This window comes from Streptomyces herbicida (assembly GCF_032656585.1).
Classification (GTDB): Bacteria; Actinomycetota; Actinomycetes; order Streptomycetales; family Streptomycetaceae; genus Streptomyces; species Streptomyces herbicida.
Genome location: NZ_JAUYWJ010000033.1, coordinates 46,667 through 62,399 on the forward strand (window position 1 = coordinate 46,667; position 15,733 = coordinate 62,399).

Annotated in this window: 8 protein-coding genes and 1 pseudogene; 3 read left to right on the plus strand and 6 right to left on the minus strand. The window is 68.8% G+C overall.

The window, feature by feature from the left end; all coding sequences use genetic code 11:
• Positions 1–155 precede the first annotated feature (155 nt).
• The 3 genes and pseudogenes from Q8A52_RS43510 (at position 156) to Q8A52_RS43520 (ending at position 5,532) form a co-directional block, all read left to right on the plus strand.
• Entirely contained in the window at positions 156–2,804 is a 2,649-nt protein-coding gene (locus tag Q8A52_RS43510; protein WP_450825180.1) for a penicillin acylase family protein, read from the plus strand.
• A gap of 182 nt (positions 2,805–2,986) precedes the next feature.
• Positions 2,987–3,988 (plus strand): alpha/beta hydrolase, encoded by a 1,002-nt coding sequence (locus Q8A52_RS43515; protein WP_316762980.1) that lies wholly within the window; start codon positions 2,987–2,989, stop codon positions 3,986–3,988.
• Between the two features lie 345 nt (positions 3,989–4,333).
• Positions 4,334–5,532: pseudogene (locus tag Q8A52_RS43520) on the plus strand (RNA-guided endonuclease InsQ/TnpB family protein).
• Between the two features lie 334 nt (positions 5,533–5,866).
• Here the strand turns inward: Q8A52_RS43520 and Q8A52_RS43525 are convergent.
• From Q8A52_RS43525 to Q8A52_RS43550, 6 genes are all read right to left on the minus strand, one after another.
• Positions 5,867–8,872, minus strand: coding sequence for an AfsR/SARP family transcriptional regulator (locus Q8A52_RS43525; RefSeq protein ID WP_316762902.1), 3,006 nt, complete (start codon positions 8,870–8,872; stop codon positions 5,867–5,869).
• Positions 8,873–9,100: 228 nt separating this feature from the next.
• Entirely contained in the window at positions 9,101–10,432 is a 1,332-nt protein-coding gene (locus Q8A52_RS43530; RefSeq protein ID WP_316762983.1) for a DUF2637 domain-containing protein, read from the minus strand.
• A 136-nt stretch (positions 10,433–10,568) separates the two neighbouring features.
• Positions 10,569–13,235 (minus strand): AfsR/SARP family transcriptional regulator, encoded by a 2,667-nt coding sequence (locus Q8A52_RS43535; RefSeq protein WP_316762904.1) that lies wholly within the window; start codon positions 13,233–13,235, stop codon positions 10,569–10,571.
• Complete coding sequence (locus tag Q8A52_RS43540; protein WP_316762907.1) at positions 13,232–13,810, minus strand: hypothetical protein; 579 nt, start codon at positions 13,808–13,810, stop codon at positions 13,232–13,234. Before Q8A52_RS43540 ends, Q8A52_RS43535 begins: the two co-directional genes overlap by 4 nt.
• A 212-nt stretch (positions 13,811–14,022) precedes the next feature.
• Positions 14,023–14,151, minus strand: coding sequence for a hypothetical protein (locus tag Q8A52_RS43545; RefSeq protein ID WP_316762908.1), 129 nt, complete (start codon positions 14,149–14,151; stop codon positions 14,023–14,025).
• Positions 14,152–14,724: 573 nt separating this feature from the next.
• Positions 14,725–15,648 (minus strand): replication-relaxation family protein, encoded by a 924-nt coding sequence (locus Q8A52_RS43550; protein WP_316762984.1) that lies wholly within the window; start codon positions 15,646–15,648, stop codon positions 14,725–14,727.
• Between the last annotated feature and the right edge of the window lie 85 nt (positions 15,649–15,733).

A 15,733-nucleotide genomic window follows, 5' to 3' on the forward strand; every position in this document is an offset into this window, starting at 1 on the left:
CAAAGGCAGCCGACCCGATCGGCCCAACTTCACTGCCTCGATGGTCAACACGAAGTACGTCGGCGACATCATGTGTCTCCCGCCGGCCGGCGCCATCGTGCACACCGCCCCCGGCGCCCCGTGCACAAGCCGGGCATTCGCCGACGCCTGCGGCCATGCTGGGGTGGAGCCTCGGACAATGCAGGCTCACCTCCAGCCGACGGGACAGCGCCTGCGTACCTGCTGGTCACTCGAGGTCGTGTAGATCATCGGGCGGCGATGGCACCCCGGGGCGCGGCGGCATCACCGAGATTTCATCGCTTCTTCTTAGCCTGGCCGCGTTCGGACAAAGGCCGTTACCGCAGGGGAAGGACGGCGTGATGGCGCGGAGAAGATTCAGATCGAGGTTACCGATGGCGGTCATAGCCGCGGTCACCATGATGAGCACAATGGCGGCTACCGGGTCACCGGCCGCCGAACAGGGGCCGGACAAGCCGACGATCCGTTACACCGAGTACGGAATCCCGCACATCATCGCCTCCACCTGGGAGGGGCTGGGAACGGGCTACGGATATGCCGCGGCCAAGGACAACATCTGCACCTTGGCCGACACGTATCTGATGGTCAACGCCCAGAGGTCCCGCTATCTGGGGCCCGATGGCAAGACGAGCCCCGGCGAGCACCAGAACACCACCACCAATCTCAACAGCGACCTGTACTTCCAGCGGATCAAGGACAACCGGGTGGTGGAGCGGCTGGTCGAGCAGCCCGCACCCAACGGGCCGGAGCCGGAGGTCAAAGAGGCGATTCGCGGCTATGTCCAGGGGTACAACAGGTACTTGGCCGAGACGGGCGTGAACAACATCTCCGACCCGGCCTGCCGCGGTGCGGCCTGGGTGCGGCCGATCACGGAGATGGACGTCTACCGGCACGCGCACGCCGAGATCATCATGGGCAGTGCCGATGCGCTGCTGGACGGTGAGGTGAACGCCGCACCCCCGGGGACGTCGGCCGCCGCGCCGCCGACGCTCTCCGCCGCACGGACCGCGAAGAAGATCCGCGACGCGATGGCGAAGAGCCGGCAACAGAGCATGGGCAGCAACGCGTTGGCGGTCGGTTCGCAGGGCGTGTCCGGCGGCACCAGCATGATGCTGGCCAACCCGCACTTTCCGTGGCAGGGCAAGAACCGGATGTGGCAGAGCCAGCTGACGATCCCCGGAAAGATCAATGTCTCAGGGGCCAGCCTGCTGGGATTGCCCGCTGTGACCATCGGGCACGACAACGACGTCGCCTGGAGCCACACGATCGCCACCGTAGCGCCGTTCGGGCTGTTCGACGTGCAGGTGGATCCGCTGAACCCGACCAACTACCTGGTCGACGGAACCTGGCAGAAGATGACCTCGCAGCAGGTCGGTGTCGACGTGCTGAACGCGGACGGCTCCATCGGCAAGGTCACCAGGACGTTGTGGTCCACCCGTTACGGCCCGATCACCACATCGATCCAGGGCGTCCCGTTGCCCTGGGTGGTCAGCGCGCACGCCGTACGCGACGTGAACATGGACAACCTGCGGGCGTTGAACACCTGGTTCCACCTCGACCAGGCCAAGGACGTCAACGACGTGGTGAACACGCTGGAGACTACCCAGGGCGTCCCGTTCTTCAACACCGTGGCCTCCGACCGCAAGGGCAACGCGCTGTACGCGGACATCCAGGCCACCGCGAACATCACCGACGAGCACGCTCGGTCGTGCCTCACCGAGACCGGTAAACTGCTGTTCAACCAGGCGCTACGCTTGCCGAACGTGCCGCCGATCTCCATCCTCGACGGCAAGCGCAGCGAGTGCGACTGGCCCAACGATCCGAACGCGGTCGCGCCCGGGCTGCTGGACCCGCACAAGCAGCCACGCCTCATCCGGTCCGACTTCGTGGGCAACGCCAACGACAGCGCCTGGCTGGCCAACCCCGAGCAGCCGCTGTCCTTCCCCAGGGTCATGGGTGACACGGCAGCGCCCCGGTCGCTGCGTACCCAGGAGCTCATCCTGACCGCGCAGAACCGGATCAACGGCACCGACGGCTTGGCCGGCAAGGGCTTCACACCGGAGAACATGCGGCAGTTGCTGTTCGCCGACAAGAGCAGGGCGGCCGATCTGGCCCTCAACTCCACGGTGACGATGTGTCAGAACATACCCTTCGGGACCATCCTGGTGGACGGCAACCTGGTCAATGTGAGTGAGGCATGTCCCATCCTGGCCGCCTGGAAGGATCACGATTACACGGCGGGCAGCCGGGGGTCCTGGCTGTTCGCGTATTACTGGTCCTTCCTGCTCGGTGGGCAGGGCATCGAGAAACTGCCGTGGCGGGTTCCTTTCGACCCCAAGGACCCAGTGCACACGCCCAACTCGCTGGACTCGGGCAGCTCCGCCGTCCGCGATGCGTTGGGCCGTGCGGTTCTCGCGCTGCGCAAGGCGGGCATTCCGCTGAACGCGCCGCTCTCGGACATCCAGAAGATCACCCGCAACGGTGAGCAGATCCCGATCCACGGCTCGATCAGCGAACTCGGCGTGCTGAACGTGATCACTCCCGGTCAGGTCGACGGCAAACTGGACGTGGTCTTCGGGTCCAGTTTCATCCAGGAGGTGCGGTTCACCGCAGACGGTCCGCCACAGACCTCCTCCGTACTGGCCTATTCACAGTCGGCCAACCCGAACTCGCCGCACTACGCCGATCAGACCAAGCTGTTCTCGGCGGGCCAGTGGGTGACCGAGCGGTTCACCGAGGAGCAAATCGCGGCCTCACCGGCATTGGAGGTCAAGGTCCTGAACTGAGATCGACAGGTGAGCACGCCGGAACGTCGAAGGCGCTCTCCGGCGTGCTCTTTCATCGGAGCCTCACCGCTTCCCGATGCATCTCACGCCGCACAACAAAAAGGCTCACGAAGGGGCACGCTGTGGCAAGGACATCGAATGGATGGCGACTGGTTGCGGCATGGATGGCCGCCGCCGTGGCCATGATCATGCCGGCCGGTCCGGCACAGGCCGCCGTCCGCACCGCTCCGCCACCGATGGCGAACGGATTTGGACTCACCCAGGTCGACACGGCCGTAGGAGGTCCCACCAATTTCCACATCACGGTGACCACACCCGAGGTCACGGGCAAGCACCACATCAAAATCATCCTGCCGAGCGGCTACTACGACACCCCGGACAGACGCTACCCGGTGCTGTACTTCCTGCACGGTTCGCCTGACGACCCGATTCAGCAGACCTATCCGGCGCTGACCATGTCGGACTCGATGATCACCGTCATTCCGGACGGCGGCGCTCGGGGATGGTATGCCAACTGGCTCAACCAGAAGACTCAGCTCGGTGCCCAGAACTGGGAGAACTTCCACCTCAAGCAGGTGATCCCGTTCATCGACGCGAACCTGCGGACCATTCCCACCAAGAAGGCGAGGGCCATCGCCGGTGTCTCCATGGGCGGGTTCGGCGCCTTCCACTACGCCCAGGACCGTCCCGACCTGTTCAGCCAGACCGCATCCCTGTCGGGAGACACCGATATGTCGGCCAAGTCCATGGACCTGCGGCTGGCCGTCGTCGCCTCCGTCACCGACGCGTTCGGCGCGATCTGCGGCTCGTCATCCGGATACTGTGACCCTGACAACTCCGCCTACAAGCCCGGCGTGGACAGCGATGCTCTGTTCGGCTCGCCCTACCCGGTGTTCAACGCCGACTGGCGGTGGAACGAGGTCGACCCGGCAGCGCACATGGACAAACTCGCCGGAGTCGGGGTCTCCATCTACGTGGGCAACGTAGGACTGGAGTTCTGGCTCGAAGGCGCGGCCAAGCATGCCAAGGACAGCATGGACGCTCTGGGCATGCCCTACTACTACGTCGACTACGGCGACGGTTCCGCCTGGGGCACCCAATGCAACGGCGACCACAACGCCGGCTGCTGGGAACAGGACCTCCGGGACCTGATCCCCAGGCTGGAGAAGGCCTTCGCATCCTGACCGTCCAGAGCGGCTAGACCCGTACTTCGCAGGTCGCCGAAAAGGTTCCTCGCAGCGGCCTCACAGCGTCCGATCTCGACCGGCTCAGACCGGGGCAGTCATCGCCACTACGGTTCCGATCGGTGAGCGATCGACTACGACCGCCCGATCTTCACGATCGGGTGACCTGCGAAGTACGAGGCTAGAGGTGGATGGCACCATCCGTTGATCTTGCGTGGGTATCCCCGGCTTCAGCCGGGGAGGGAATCGCATCCTTGGCTCGGGGCCGTGAAGCGGCGGAGGTCACTGCATTGTCAGTGGCCTGCACTATGTTGCTCGCACAGGCGCTGAAGGGGGGTGGGCCGGATGATCCGTGGGTACAAGTTCCTCATGCGGCCCACCGTGGGCCAGCAGGGCGCGCTCGCTGTGATGCTGCGTGATCACTGCTCGCTCTACAACGGGGCGTTGCAGGAGCGCCGTGACGCCTACCGGCACCGTTCGAAGACGACGGTTCGGTATGGCCAGCAGTCCGCGCAGCTCAAGGACATCCGGGTGTTCGACCCGGAAGGGCAGGGCCGCTGGTCGTTCTCCTCCCAGCAGGCGACGCTCAGGCGGCTGGACAGGGCGTTCGCCGCGTTCTTCCGCCGGGTCAAGGCCGGCGAGAAGCCCGGCTATCCCCGTTTCCGATCGGGTCGGCGGTTCGACACGGTGGAGTTCTCCAGGGACGGCGACGGCTGCCGCTGGGACTCCACCCCGCACGACCCCGTGACCCGCGTCCGGCTCCAAGGCATCGGCCACGTCAAGGTGCACCAGCACCGGCCCGTGGCCGGCAAGGTCAAGACGATCTCGGTCAAGCGGGAAGGCGCACGCTGGTACGTCATCCTGACGGCTGACCAGGACCAGCCCGAGCCGCTTGCGGTGACGGGCAGCGTGGTCGGCATCGACCTGGGCATAGCCCACTTCCTCGCCGACTCAGGCGGTGCGTTTGTCGCCAACCCCCGGCACGGGGCGAAGGCCGCCGCGAAACTCGAAGCCGCGCAACAGGCCCTCTCTCGGTGCAAGCGCGGCAGTAAGCGTCGTCGCAAGGCCGTGGAGGTGGTGGCCCGGCTGCACCGCAAGGTGCGCCGTCAGCGGCTCGATCACGCGTACAAGACCGCGCTTGGTCTTGTACGCGCACACGACTTCATCGCGTACGAAGCCCTGAAGATCCGCAACATGAGCCGGGTACCCGAGGCCAGGCCGGCCCCCGAGAGGCCGGGCAGCTTCCTGCCCAACGGGGCAGCCGCAAAGGCCGGGCTGAACCGCTCGATAACCGATGCCGGATGGGGGTGTTCCTTCAGATCCTCACCGCCAAGGCAGAATGCGCCGGACGGGAAGTGATGGCCGTCAACCCCCGCAACACCTCTCGACAGTGCCCCGCATGCGGGCACACCGCCAAGGAGAACCGGCCCACACAGGCAAAGTTCCACTGCGTCTCGTGCGGCCACAACGCGCACGCGGACACGGTGGGCGCCCTGAACGTTCTACGGGCCGGGCTGGTCCGTCGCAAAGCCGCACCGGCATAGCGAGAAGCCGCCTCATTCATGAGGGGAGGAGTCACCCTGGCCATGCAGACCGTGCACCCGCCACCGCATGTCGGACCGCCTCGTCGCCCAGGCTTTCGCCGCCGGGCCCTGGCGGCGCCCTGATCCGACGGCACCTGCGGCGGGTGCTCGCACACACGCAGCAACAAAACACCTTCACCTGGGCCGGCGCCTGTGTGACGACCGTAAGACCGAGGCCGGCTTGGTTTCCGCGCAGGATCATCTGGTGCGTGGCAGCATCCGGCTCGGAGGAATCCTCACGTCGTCGGGCAGGCGGCGGCGGGCACGGTCGAACACGGTCGGCGCCTTCGGGAGGCTAGAACCGCCGGGGGCCCGGCTTATTCCCGCGATGGTCCGGGGCGTCGACGGTGCGGGCGAGTTCCCCGGGGTCGGTGCGGGAGCGGGCGACGGCCCGCTCGAATCGGTCGCGCGCCTGGATGAGGTCTTCCGTCGCTGCGTGGTGCCAGCCCAGCCGGTTGCGGATCTCGGCCTCCAGCCTGGTACCGGACCGTTCGCCGACCGCCGCGACTGCCCGGTTATGGAGTTCCGTTGCCTCGGCCAGGTTGCCCAGGCGCTCCTCGGCGGTGGCCAGTCTGCCGAGGACCGCGGCGTACAACGGGATGTCCCCCACGCGCTCGGCGAGTCCGGCGGCCCTGCGGAGCGCGTCCGCAGCCTCCGCGCACCGCCCACGGTCGAGCTGGAGCGTTCCCATGCGGAACAGCGTCTTGCTCAGGATTCTGGGGCTGCCGATCTTCTCGGCGACGATGACCGATTCCGCGTAGCAGTCGTGCGCCGTTTCATACTGCCCCACCTGATGGTGGACGGCGCCGACGTTGGCCAGGTACATGACGGTGAGCCAGTCGTCCTCCGCTGCCTGGGCAAGGCCCGCGGATTCGGCCAGGAGCGCGGCGGCCTCGGCCGGTTCCCCCGCCGCGTTGGCGAAGATCCCGAGCGAACCCACGGCCCGGGCCTGCTCGATCAGGTCTCCGGTCCGGCGGCTGATCTCCAGGGCATCCCTCAGCCAGCGGCGCGCCTGCTCGTAGTGTCCCTGCAGGCCGTGCGCTATGCCCATACAGGTGCGCAGTTCGGAGACCATCCGCTGGTCGGTGGCCTGCTCCGTGAGCGGCAGCGCGATCTCGATGGCGGCACGGCACTCGTGGTACCGGCCTTGTCGGGTGAGGTAGTCGCACAGTCCCTCGGCGAGCCAGCAGGCGTCGTCCACCTGCCCCATGGCCGCGGCGTGACCGACCACGTCGACCAGCTCGCCGCCCACCGCGTCCAACCAGGCCGACGCCTCCTCCCAGTCCGCGAAGGGCGCGGTGTCCGGCCGCGGGCCGGTCGGGAAGGCAGAGGGGCCCCAATCGCTTGCGCGACGGGCGGCGAGCACGTAGAGCCGGAACACCCCGGTCCGGGCCGCCACGACTTCCGCGGGGTACGCGCCGACGACGCGCCGGGCGTAGACCGCGACCAGGTCGTGCAGGCGGTAGCGGCCCGTGCCCGCCTGCTGCACGAGACTTGCCTCGACCAGGCTCTCCAGGGCACGCTCGGCGTTCGGTGGTGTGAGGTCGACCATGGCGGCCAGCGTCAGCCGGTCGAACTCTACGGTCGGCGACAGGCCCAACGCGCGGAACGCGCGCCGTTCGGCGTCCGGAAGCTGCTCGTAGGAGACCCGGAAGGCCGCCTCCACGCTGCGGTCCTCCACAGCGAGCTCGCCGAGCCGCTGCTCGTCGTCAGCCAGCCGCGCCGCCATGCGCTCCAGCGCCCACGACGGGCGGCTCTGTATGCGAGCCCCGACGACGCGCAGGGCCAGCGGTAGCCGGTCGCAGAGGCGCGCCAGCTCGCGCACCGCCGCACGCTCGGGGTCGGAGCCCGGACCGCCGACAATGCGGGTCAGCAGGGCTACGGCCTCGTCGATGTGAAGCGGCGCCAGCGAGATCCTGCGGTCGGCGTCTAGCCCGGTCAGCCGCTGACGGCTGGTCACCAGCACGAGGCTGCCGGGACCGGCGGGCAGCAGGGGGCGCACCTGTTCTGCAGCGGATGCGTCATCGACCACCACGATCAGCCGCAGGGCGGCGGTCGCGGCCCTCCATGACGCGGCCAGCCCGTCGAGGTCCTCCGATAATGACTCGTCGTCGCCTTCTCCGGCGTCGCCGACTGCCCGCAGCAATCGGCGCAGCACGCGGTGCGGGACCGCTGCCTCCCGCCCCTCGCGGTGACCGTGGAGGTCCACGAACAAGCAGCCGTCCGGATAGCGCTCCCGCATCGCACGCGCGGCGCGCACCACGAGCGCGGTCTTGCCGACCCCGGCCATGCCGTCCACCGCGCGGACCGTCACCACCTGCTCATCGGCCGACGCGCGGAGCAGGTCGAGTTCACGGTCCCGCCCCGTGAAGCCGCCGACATCCACTGGCAGTTCATAACGCGCGCGTCGGAGTGGGCGAGCGGCTGAGGGCCGCCGGTCCGTTGATCGGCGTGGCCGTGGCGATGAGCCGTCCGCCGACCGGCTCGGCCCCGGCGACGCACCGATGAGGAACGTTTCGTCAGCGCGCAGCACCGCTTCGTGCACCCGCCGTAGTTCACCGCCCGGCTCCGCCCCCTGCTCCCTCACCAGACGGCGGCGCGCCGTGGCGAAGACAGCCAGCGCATCGGCCTGCCGGTTACCGGCGTAGAGGGCACGCATCAACAGGGCGGCCAGGGACTCGTTGTGCGGATGCGTCTCGGTCAGAGCGAACAGCTCTCCCACGACCTCGGCGTGGCGGCCCAGCTGCAGCTGGCACTCCACCTTGTCCTGCACCAACGCGAGCCTGTGTTCCGCCAGCCGGAAGCGCTCTCCCTGGGCGAACGGGCCGGGGATCTCGGCCAGGGGATCGCCCAGGAACAGCTCCAGGGCGGTGGACCACGCGCTCACCGCGGCGTCCAGGTCACCGGAGGCCCGCGCGGCGTGTGCCTCGGCGACGATCTCCTTCAGCCGAGCCACGTCCATCGAGACATTCTGGGGGTCGAACCGGTAGCCGCTCCGGTCGGTGACGATCACGGAGCCGGAGGGGCTCGCTCCCTCAGTGCCCAGACGTCTGCGCAGCTGGTGCACATAGACCGGGATCACCTTGGCGCCCGTGCCCGGCGGCTCCGGACCCCATACTCCGTCGAGCAGCTGCTGCCGGCTGACGGTCGTGCCGGGCCGCAGCAGCAGCGCCGTCAGCAGAGCCTGCTGGCGAACCGGACCGAGCTCCAGCTGCACGTTGCCGCGCCAGGCCCGGAGCGGACCGAGCACAGCGAACCGCAGCTGGCTGCCGCCCGTTGATAACTCCCCCTTCGATGACACGCAGGGGAGTATAGGCCCAGGATCCCCCGTTCCCCGGGGACATGGTCGTCAAGTGGACGGCCCTTCTCTCGTTCGTGCGACCGCGCCGGGCACATCGCGCAGGCCGGTCAGGAAGCCAGGTACGTTCCGCCGGGCTGCGGATGTGTCCGGATGGTGAGGGATGTCCGTCGACGGCGACCGCCGTCAACGGACATCCCCCGGCGGGGCGGACGACGTGACCGGCCGGGCCTACACCAATTCCGGCATCACACCCACAGCACAGGTCCACGCAGGCAGTTCCTTGCGCTGCACCGGCTCCGCGCAGTCCGTCAAGGCGTGGCTGGCAGGCGTTGCCTGGTGCGGCATCAGCTGTGTTCGAGTGCCAGCCAGCGGCGTTCGAAGGTGTCGTGGTGTTGTTTGAGGTCTGTTTCGGTGATGGTTGGTGGTATTGGCCGGTGATGCGGATTGTGCGAGTTCCGCTGCGACGTGGCCGAGGTGCGGGTTTGGTGTGGTGGATCGGTGCTGGGCCCAGACGGTGTAGATGCGGAAGCCCAGCAGGTAGCGGGCGAGTGTTTTTGCTTTGATGGGTTGGCCTTGCCTGGTGAGTACGCGGTGGTGGGCGAGGTGGGTTGAGAGTTCGGTGGTGTCTGGTTCTCGGCCGTGTTGCTGTGTGAAGTGGTGCCAGCCTGCGTAGTACCGGTCCACGGTGGCCGGTTGGGGCGTATGAGCCGACGGCCTGGGATGTTTCCTTGCCGCGGGTGGTGGCTGGAGGCGTTTGCGATCTTGTGGGGGTGCTTCGGGTTGCTGGGTGCCGATGCGCGATGGCGCCGGATGATCGGCTGAGGTCGGCTCCCGTGTGCGCGCCGCGGCGAGCTCGGGCGGTTCCGGTGCCGGGGGCAGGGAGGCGGAATCGATGCCCGGTGCCAGGCCTGCCGGGGCCGTTTCCGTCAGGGGGACGCCGTGCCTCGCCAGCCTCAGGGGCATCAGGGACTCGATGGGGGCCTTGCGGCGCCAGGCGCGGCCGTAGCGGGCGTGGAGCCGGGCCTGGTAGACGAGGCGTTCCTGCTCGAGCTTGATGACTTGCTGGTAGGAGCGGAGCTCCCACAGTTTCATACGGCGCCACAGGAGGAAGGTGGGCACCGGGGAGAGCAGCCAGCGGGCGGGTCGGATGCTCTCCATGTGCTTGTCGGCGGTGATGTCGGCGATCCGGCCGATCGCGTGCCGGGCCGCCTCGACGGCGACCACGAACAGGACCGGGATCACCGCGTGCATGCCCATACCCAGTGGGTTCGGCCAGGCGGCCGCGCCGTTGAAGGCGATGGTGGCAGCCGTCAGGACCCAGGCCGTCTGGCGCAGGAGCGGGAAGGGGATGCGGATCCAGGTCAGGAGCAGGTCAAGGGCGAGCAGGACGCAGATGCCCGCGTCGATGCCGATCGGGAAGAGGTAGGAGAAGGTTCCGAAGCTCTTCTTGCCGGCCAGTTCGCGGATGGCTTGGTAGGAGCCGGTGAACCCGATGCTGGCGATGGTGACGGTGCCGGTGATGACCGTGCAGGCGACAACGCGCTGGGCGCGGCTGAGGATTCGGGGAGTGCCATGCCTTGCAGGGGATCGTTGCCTTCTTTCTCGGTGTGCGTGGGCGTGTCGTGCCCAGTCAGGCTGTGGCGGGTAACTGGTGTGCGCCGCGGCGCTGGTTCGGCGCGTGGTGCTCCCTTGGGGGTCATTCGTGGTTGGCCCGTTTCGGACCGCTGTCGTGGAGCAGCTCGTTGACGAGGTGTGTGGTTTCCGTCTCCAGGGGGCAGCCCAGGCTGGCGTTGACCTGCTGCAGGCGGGAGATCGCCATGTGGAGGCCCGACCGGTTCCCGGCCGTGTGTTCGATGAGCATCCAGGCGCGGTAGAGCTTTTCGGCGCTTGGGTCGACATCGAGTCCGGTGGCGATGGCCTGGCGGGCGAGGCTGAGGTTGTGGTGGGGGCCCGGTGGGGTGCGCTGGGTGGCGACGGTATGGGCAACGTCGACGATTGAGGTGGTCATTTCCTGTTGGTGGGGTTCGGCCCAGGGCAGGGGGCGGTCGTCGAAGGGGCGGCCGCGGACGAGCTGGAGTGCCGTTTCCAGCTGGGGCAGATTCTCTTCTTCCGGCAGGGCGTGTTGGGTGAGGTGCTGGAAGGTGGTCCAGTCGCAGCGGATGTCGGGGTGCAGGCGGTAGGGGTCGTCGGCGTTGGTGCGGCGGGGGACGTATGGGTTGCCGGTGGGGTCGGTGCCGAGTGCGCGGCGTAGTTGGTGGAGGCGGGCGTTGAGGGTGGTGGTGGTCCAGGGGGTGGTGGGGTCCATGTCGGTGCAGATGGCGTCGGCGGTGCGGCCGGGCCGGAAATACAGCAAGGAGGCGAGCTGTGCGGTCTTGGGGCCGTGCCCGGTGTGAGGGACGCCGTCGACGTTGACGGGGCCCAGGACGCGGATTTCGGGCGCGTGGGGGTCACCGATGCCGGCCGGTTCTGCCGGGCTTGTCAGCGTGTGGTCCCTGTGCTGGGCAGGGCGGTGGGTCTGAGGCGGTGTGCCACTGGCCGCCTCGCCGTGGTTGGTGACCGGAGTGCGGTGAATGGCGGTATCACGAGGGCGTGGGGATTGTTGGGGTGTGGCGGCGAGCAGGGCCGCGAACACCGCGTCGTCGCTGCCTGCATCCGAGGCCGGGACGGGTGGCCGGCCGGGCGCACCCGCCTGGGTGTCGTCGCCCGGTGTCTCGACGGCGGCCGCCTCGGCTCGTGCTGCATGGCCGGACGGGGGCGCAACGTCCTGGCCGGGCGTACCGGTTGCCGTCTGCGGAGTCGGTTCGTCGGTCGCCGTGTCGGTTTCCGCGGGCCGGCGGGTGAGGGCGGTGGTGATCTGTGCGTAGGCGGTGTCGTCGACACGCTGGAGGGTGATGTCGGCGCCGATGAGGTCGAGGTGCTGGGGCCGGCTGTCGGCGGCGTCGAGGATGACAGCGTGGGGGAAGAGCGCGCGGGCCGTGGAGGCGGGCGCGATGAGCGTGACTGGGACGGTGCGGGTTCCTTCGATGAGGTCGGCGACCTGGTGGACGGTGTCTGTGTCGAGCGTGGTGGCGGAGATGATGAGGCAGGGGCGGTGGGGGAGTTCGGGGTGTTGGTGTGCTGCCAGCAGCTGTTCGGTTAGGTCCTGCAGTGCCTGGGCTGGATGGCGGGTGTGGGTGATGTGGCTGTGGGGCAGCAGGCGGTGCAGGGTTTCGCCGAAGCCGATGGCGAGGATGTCGGCGTCGTCGGCCCAGGGGTTCATTGCGTGTTCTAGGGCCAGGGAGGTGCACACCTGCGTGATGTGTGCGGGGTCGCCCTCGAGTAGGAGGGCGGGGAGTTGGGCGAGGTTGACCAGGACGAGGGCGTCGTCGCCGGTGTGGCCGAGGGTGGTCAGGGCCGGGTAGGGGGCGGGGACCTGGCCGGCCTGTTCGTGGTCCAGGAGATCTGCCCTGTCAGACAGATCCCACCATCCCGGTGCATTGCCCGCCGTGAACGGCGGGCTGGGGCCTTCGGCGGGATCGTCCGGCAGGACCTGCAGTGTGCGGGGGCCGATGCGGACCGCCCGCACGTCGGGCAGCCCGACGCTCCCCTGTTGCGCAGCAGCGTGGTGGGCGAGCGTACGCAGGGCGAGGTCCAGTCGGGCCGCACCGTCGGGCTCGCCGACCGAGCGCAACAGGGTTTGAGGATTCGACGCATGAGTGGCGTGGGCGGGCGACGCACCGTCCTTGCGGTGGTGTCGCCCCAGGATTCTCCGGGTCGCAAGGGCGCCGGTGAGGGCGGCGGCCAGGAGTGCGGCGGCGGCCAGGACTTGAGCCAGTGTGACGTGCCTGGCCGGGGCCGATGATGATGGTTGCGATGCAGAGGCGCTGGTAGAGGGGGACACCGCGCCGGGGCTTGACGGCTGCGGTGCGGCGGGTAGGAAGGCGCTGGAGCTGGGCTGCACGGTCGGTGTGCTGTCGCCTTGTGCAGGGGTGCGGCGGGGAGGAATGGCCGAAGCGGCGGGGCCGGGCGAGGCCGGCCCGGGCGTGTGGGTGGCGGCCGTGCGGGTGCTGGTGCCGGGATGCGTGCCGGGGTGGTGGCTGTGGCCGGGTGCTGTGCCGGTGAGGTTTTGGACGGCTTGGCGTAGTGCGGGGGAGGGGGAGGTGAGGGACAGGATTTTCGGGTCGGCGAGGTGTGCGCCGGGGCGCAGGGCGACGGAGGGGGTGGGCGGGTCTGCGGCGGGGTGCGGGGATTCGGCGGTATCGCGTGCGCAGGCACAGACCGTGGTGGGAGCGTCGTGGAAGACGTCGGCTGCGATGAGCAGGCCGGCGAGTGCGGGCAGGACGGCGAGCCAGGCTGCCAGGCGGGTGCGCATGGCGGGCTTCACCGGGTCAGGGTGAGGGTCGTGGACTCGAACAGGGGCAGTTCGAAGTCGACGGTTGTGGTGCTGGTGGGTGGGGCGGGGAACTGCATGAACACGGCGACGCTTTCGCCGGCGGCGAGTTGGGACAGGCCGGTGGTGGTCAGGGGGCGTGCGTCGGTGTCGCGCAGGACGTAGTAGCGCTTGCCGCCGGTGAAGTCGACGAGGGTGGCTCCGGCCAGGGAGGGGCCGTTCTTGAGGACGGCGGTTTCGTTGCCGCGCAGTTCGGCGGGGACGACGACCAGGTCGGTGCCGGTGTTCTTCAGCTGGCCGCGGACGGTGACGACCCCGGCTGTCCTGCGGGCGGAGGTGAGGGTCAGCTGCAGGCGGTGCTGGCCCTTGAGGACGGCCAGCGGCTCCTCTTGCTGTCCTTGCTGGGTGCGTGGCGCCGAGCCGTGTGCCGGTGAGGCGGAGGATGCCGCCACGGTGCGCTCCCGCGGCGCACCGCCATGGGAACAGCCGGCCGTTCCCAGCGTCAGCGCTGCCGCGATCGTCAGCGTGGCCAGCCGTGAGCGCAAGGCAGCCCGGGGCCCGATGGTCATGACCGTGCATCCTTTCCGTGAGCAGGGCGGACGGAGGGCGGAGCGTACGGGCAGGTGGGGGTGGGGGCGGGGTGCGTCGGCGTCGCGGGGGTGAGGCCCGGTGCAAAAGAGGTCGGTGCGCCGGCCCCCGCACCAGCGGTGGTCCGCGGCCGCGCAGCGACAGCGTTTGCCACGCCGCTCGGCGCGCCGCAGGACGAGCAGGTCGTTGTGTGTCATCGGGCGGTGGTGGGGCGGGGCCAGACGGTGATGACGTCGCCGTCGAGGGTGACGCGCCGGTGGGGGAACTGGCTGCGTACCAGGTTGAGGTCGTCCACGTCGAACTCGCCTGCGGCTGTGGCCACCCAGGCGTCTCCGATGCACGCCACGTCCTTGGTGCAGGCAGGCCACACCAGTCCGGAAAAGTCTTCTGTTGTGCGAATCATGTTAGCGGTATGCCTCATCGCCGGTCCTCTTCCATTGCCTATGCAGCAGAGTTATTCCGGGCTCACGATGCGCTTGTCATGCGATAGTAAACATTCGCGTAGGCAAATCTCAAGGGGTTTGGGGAAGTTGGCGAACCGGCCACCCGTTGGAGGCCGCTGCGCCCGAGGAGGGGCTGCGCATGACTGCCGAGGAGATCGGCCCTCAGTCCGGCTGTGTGCAGGCTCTGGCCGGTCTGGAAGCGGCGCCCTTTGGTGCGCTCGTGGAAGCCGAGGTGCACCCGTCGCGGTGGCTCATGAACGGTGCGACGGGAGTACCGGTGCTGTGGCAGCCGATGCATCCGGCGCCGCGTGGAGCAGTCTCAGTGCAAGTCCGTCTGTGGGCACTCCTGTCGGCGCTGTCCTGTACCCGGCCGAGTGCGGTCTGCGCGAACGCTGCACTGACCTGGCAGGCCAGGTGCGCTGCTCCCTGCTCGAGTGCTGTTGTCGGCGGGGTCACAGGTCGGTCCAGGGGCGGGGTTCGCCTCCGGCGAGGGGGACCCACACGTTGCCGGTGGGCCGGTGGTGTTCGAGGTCGTCGAGGAGGGTGGCGGCGAGGGGGACGTAGCGGGCGAGGGCGGCGACGTGGGGGTGCTGGGCGGTCATGGCTTTGAGGTCTCTGATGCGGTGGTGCAGGCGGTGGCGTGGGGCTCCGGTCAGGACGATGAGGGTGCGGGGGAAGACGGGATACCAGCGCAGCCACAGTGGGCTCGAGCCGGCTGGCGTGCGGGCGTGCTGGCGGCCTACCGGCTGGGGTTCGTAGGACCACAGCCGCGCGTAGTCGATGAGCTTCGTGGCGAGGCGTTCGCTGGACATGGTGGTCCGGTCGACTTCGATGAACGCCCGCAGTTTCGTGCGCTGTCCGGTGCTGGTGAGGGTGTAGTGCAGGACGGCGTCGGCGGTCAGGCGGGTGTTTTCGCCGATGGGGTGGGAGACCTCGGGTGTCCAGTCGAGGGGGCCGTGTTCGTCGCCGCGTTGGCGGGCGTCGGTGGCGAAGGCGAGGTGGGTGCGGACCACGGTGAGGGTGTGGGGGGATTTGAGGGAGGCGGCGGTGGCGGACGTGATCGGATACGGGGGGCGGCCGCGCAGGGCGGGGTGGTCGCGGGTGATGCGTGCGCCGTCGGTGGTGAGGTACCAGGCGCGGGTGCGCTGGGAGCGTGGCAGTACGACGAAGTCGACGAGGCCTTTGTCGCGGAGCCGGTTCAGTGGTGTGCTGATCGTCTGCCGGGTGACTTCGGGCTGGAGCATCGTGCGGAGTTGGGCGGTGGTGGCCATGCGGTGCTGGGCGAGCGCGGTCAGCAGCCGGTGCGGGAGCCACTCGTGAGGGCTGGGCTGCCAAGTCTGCGCGGAGCTGAGGGCGCCGCCGGTGGTGTCCTCGATGGTGTCTGCACGCTCGATCGTGGCGCTGTGGGCAGGGCGGCTCAGGCCGGCGTCGGAGCCGCCATCGGCATGGGTGCTGGTGTCG

Coding starts and splice junctions, on each gene's coding strand:
- Q8A52_RS43510 (WP_450825180.1), top strand. CDS start 156: ATGCTGGGGTGGAGCCTCGGACAATGCAGGCTCACCTCCAGCCGACGG.
- Q8A52_RS43515 (WP_316762980.1), top strand. CDS start 2,987: ATGATCATGCCGGCCGGTCCGGCACAGGCCGCCGTCCGCACCGCTCCG.
- Q8A52_RS43540 (WP_316762907.1), bottom strand. CDS start 13,810: ATGACCATCGGGCCCCGGGCTGCCTTGCGCTCACGGCTGGCCACGCTG.